The organism is Mycobacterium sp. E740 (assembly GCF_001672895.1).
Taxonomy (GTDB): Bacteria; Actinomycetota; Actinomycetes; order Mycobacteriales; family Mycobacteriaceae; genus Mycobacterium.
Genome location: NZ_LZKP01000077.1, coordinates 1 through 3,391 on the forward strand (window position 1 = coordinate 1; position 3,391 = coordinate 3,391).

General features: G+C 67.0%; 3 protein-coding genes and 1 pseudogene. 3 read left to right on the forward strand and 1 reads right to left on the reverse strand.

The genetic code is table 11. The features are described from left to right. The 3 genes from A5663_RS06770 to gmd all read left to right on the forward strand — a co-directional run. A partial coding sequence (locus A5663_RS06770) for a DapH/DapD/GlmU-related protein (protein WP_156744375.1) occupies positions 1-374 on the forward strand: 374 nt, incomplete at its 5' end. A 153-nt stretch (positions 375-527) separates the two neighbouring features. Then, on the forward strand, positions 528-1,493 hold the full coding sequence (locus A5663_RS06775; protein ID WP_068145677.1) for a GDP-L-fucose synthase: 966 nt from the start codon (positions 528-530) through the stop codon (positions 1,491-1,493). Positions 1,494-1,551: 58 nt separating this feature from the next. Next, entirely contained in the window at positions 1,552-2,574 is a 1,023-nt protein-coding gene (gene gmd / locus A5663_RS06780) for a GDP-mannose 4,6-dehydratase (protein WP_068145678.1), read from the forward strand. A 332-nt stretch (positions 2,575-2,906) separates the two neighbouring features. Here the strand turns inward: gmd and A5663_RS23295 are convergent. Next, a pseudogene (locus tag A5663_RS23295) lies at positions 2,907-3,391 on the reverse strand (hypothetical protein); the annotation flags it as partial.

Below are 3,391 nucleotides of genomic sequence, written 5' to 3' on the forward strand. Positions count from 1 at the left end.
TCGGCGCTCACTCGGTCATCAACTACGGATGTTTCTTCGACCTCGGCGCAGCAACCACTCTCGGGGCGGGCGTCGGCATCGGTTACGGCGTGATGATCATCACGTGCGGACACGAGATCGGCGGCCCTGAACAACGCTGGAGTACGCCGACGACCGCCCCGGTGGTGATCGACGACGGGGCCTGGGTCGGCGCGCGTTCGGTGATCCTGCCCGGAGTCACCATCGGCGCCGGCTGCGTGATCGCCGCAGGCAGTGTCGTCACCTCCGACTGCGAGCCCAACTCGTTCTACGCGGGGGTTCCCGCTCGGCTCAAACGCCGGTTCCCCGAGGGGGGTACCGTCGATGGCGCTGTGCGGACGCAAGCCGGCCGCTGACCAAATTGGCAAACCGCAACCCGGGAAGTAGGATGCGTTTTCGACTCATCTAGCTACTTTCTTATGTGATCTTCCGAAGTTCCTCGACCGGACCGAAAGCGAGGTGCCGTGCTGTTTCCACTGCGCGACGATCCCCGCCGACGGATCAGCTAGATGTCCGGTATCGCACCGCTGCGCCGTGACGTCGCCATCCACGTAGCGGGCCACCGAGGACTCGCCGGCTCGGCGATCTGGCGGGCACTGCGCGATGCGGGCTTCGAGAAGCTGTCGGGCGCGTCGTCTGCCGAACTCGATCTCCGCAACCGCGAGGCGGTGTTCGCTTATTTCGAGTCGACTCGGCCGCAGGTGGTCGTTCTCGCGGCCGCCCGAGTCGGTGGCATCGTCGCCAACAACACCTATCCGACCGAGTTCCTCTCCGACAATCTGAGGATCCAGGTCAACGTGATGGACGCCGCGCTGGCCGTGGGCGTGCATCGGTTGCTGTTCCTCGGCTCCTCCTGCGTGTATCCGAAGTTCGCGGAGCAACCGATCAAGGAGTCCAGCCTCATGACCGGGGAGCTGGAGCCGACGAACGACGCGTACGCCATCGCGAAGATCGCCGGACTCATGCAGGTGAGCGCCGTGCGACGCGAGTACGGACTGCCCTGGATCTCGGCTATGCCGACCAACCTGTACGGCCCGGGCGACAACTTCGAGCCCGAGAACTCCCACGTCCTGCCCGGCCTGATCCGCCGGTTCCACGAGGCGGTACGGGACGGTCTCGACGAGGTCGAACTGTGGGGCAGCGGTACACCTCGGCGAGAGTTCCTTCATGCAGACGACCTCGGCCGCGCAGTGGTCCGGCTCCTCGACTGTTACGACGCGCCGGAACCCATCAACGTGGGGGTCGGCAAGGACATCAGCATTCGCGAACTCGCCGATGCCGTCGCCGAAGTCGTGGGATTCCGGGGCCGCGTGGTACAGGACCGGTCGCGGCCGGACGGGACCCCGCGCAAGCTGCTCGACGTCTCGCGAATCAAGGCTCTCGGCTGGGAGCCCGAGATCGATCTGCGCAGCGGGCTCGAGAGCACGTACCGATGGTTCGTCGGGCATCAGGACGAGGCCCGGTTGAACGGGTGAGGCAGAGACGGTGGGCGACGACACGAGCAGTCGTCTCGATGCCCCGAGGAGGAGTTGGGTGAAGAAAGCCCTGATCACCGGCGTCACCGGGCAGGACGGGTCCTATCTTGCGGAGTTGCTGCTCGAGAAGGGCTACGAGGTCCATGGCGTGATACGCCGGGGGTCGACGTTCACGACGTCACGGATCGAGCATCTGTACACCGACCCGCACGAGGAGGGAGCCCGGTTCTTCCTTCACTACGGTGACCTGACCGATGGCTCGCGGCTCGTCACATTGCTGCAGAGGATCCAGCCCGACGAGGTGTACCACCTCGGAGCGCAGTCGCATGTGCGCGTGAGTTTCGACGAGCCGGAGTTCACCGGGAACACCACAGGCCTCGGTACGACGCGACTCCTCGAGGCGATCCGCATGATCGGGCTGGACTGCCGCTTCTATCAGGCGTCGAGTTCCGAGATGTACGGAGCAACTCCTCCGCCGCAGAACGAGCAGACCCCGTTCCACCCACGAAGCCCTTACGGCGCAGCCAAGGTCTACGGCTACTGGATGGCCCGAAACTACCGCGAGTCCTACGGGATGTACGCGGTCAACGGCATCCTGTTCAACCACGAGTCGCCCCGCCGCGGCGAGACGTTCGTGACCCGCAAGGTGACCCGTGCGGTCGGGCGCATCAAAGCCGGGCTCGACAAAGACATCTACCTCGGCAACCTCGACGCGGCCCGCGACTGGGGTTATGCCAAGGAGTACGTCGACGGCATGTGGCGCATGCTCCAGGCGCCGGAACCCGGCGACTACGTGCTCGCGACAGGCACCTCGTATACCGTCCGCGACTTCGTGCAGGTCGCCTTCGACCACGCCGGTCTCGACTGGGAGAAGTACGTCAAGTTCGACGACCGGTATCTGCGGCCCGCCGAAGTCGACTCGCTGATCGGCGACTACTCGAAGGCCGAATCGGTGCTGGGCTGGAAGCCGCGGACCTTGATGCCCGAACTGGCTCGACTCATGGTCGACTCGGACTACGAGTCGGCGATGGCCGAAGCAGCTCATCACCACGCGAGCACCGAGCGCGATGCCACGGCATGACGAGGCTTCCGTGAAACGAAGCCGGCGCTCCCGCTCGCCGTCCGGTGCGCGGCGCTGGCGATGGATCCTCATCGCGGTGCCCGCCGTGCTCGGTGTCCTCGGTGGGCTGGTCTGGTCACAGCACACCCCGCCCTCGTTCACCGCAGACGCGACCGCATTCGTGACACTGAGCGCGCGCCCCGGCGACGGTCAGAACGTCCAGGACCCGTTCGCCGGCGGTCAGTACGTGTTGCAGCGGATGGATACCTACGCTGAGCTGGCGACGTCGGTCGACGGTGGTCGCCGCCGGAATCAGTGCCGGCGGGAAGTCCGGTGGAGGGCGTGCCCAACGCTCAGCCTCGCGCTTCGCCGGCGTCAGGGTCGAGATCAGGGCCGTCAAACCACCTGTGTCCCAACAGATCTGTGTCCAGAACGTCGGTTTCCGAAGGCTCAGGCGGCTCGGGTCCCGAGGGCGGCTCCTGCTCGCCGGTGCTTCGAGGTCGTGCGAGCCAGAACAGCCCGTATCCGACGATCAGGCCCGCCACCAGTCCGATCAGCGGTCGCACCCAGGAGCTCTTTCCGGACGCGTCGGGTGGCACGATCGCCGGCTGCACGAGCACCAGCTGCACCGGGGAGCCTGCGGTCGCGCCGTTGGGTGGCGCCGGAGGCACGCTGGTTCCCGGGGCGACGGGCGGCGGCGCGGGTTCCGGTGTGGCGGTCGACTGCTCGCCGGGTGGTGCCTGCACCGGCGGCGGCGGAGCTGCCTCGCTCGGCGCCGGCGGCACCGCGGGGGCACCGGCCTCTGCTGGTGGTGCGGCGGGGGGGGGGGGGGGCGGCG

Excerpts from the sequence above, each read along its gene's own strand:
- A5663_RS06775 (WP_068145677.1), top strand. The coding sequence starts at position 528 with ATGTCCGGTATCGCACCGCTGCGCCGTGACGTCGCCATCCACGTAGCG.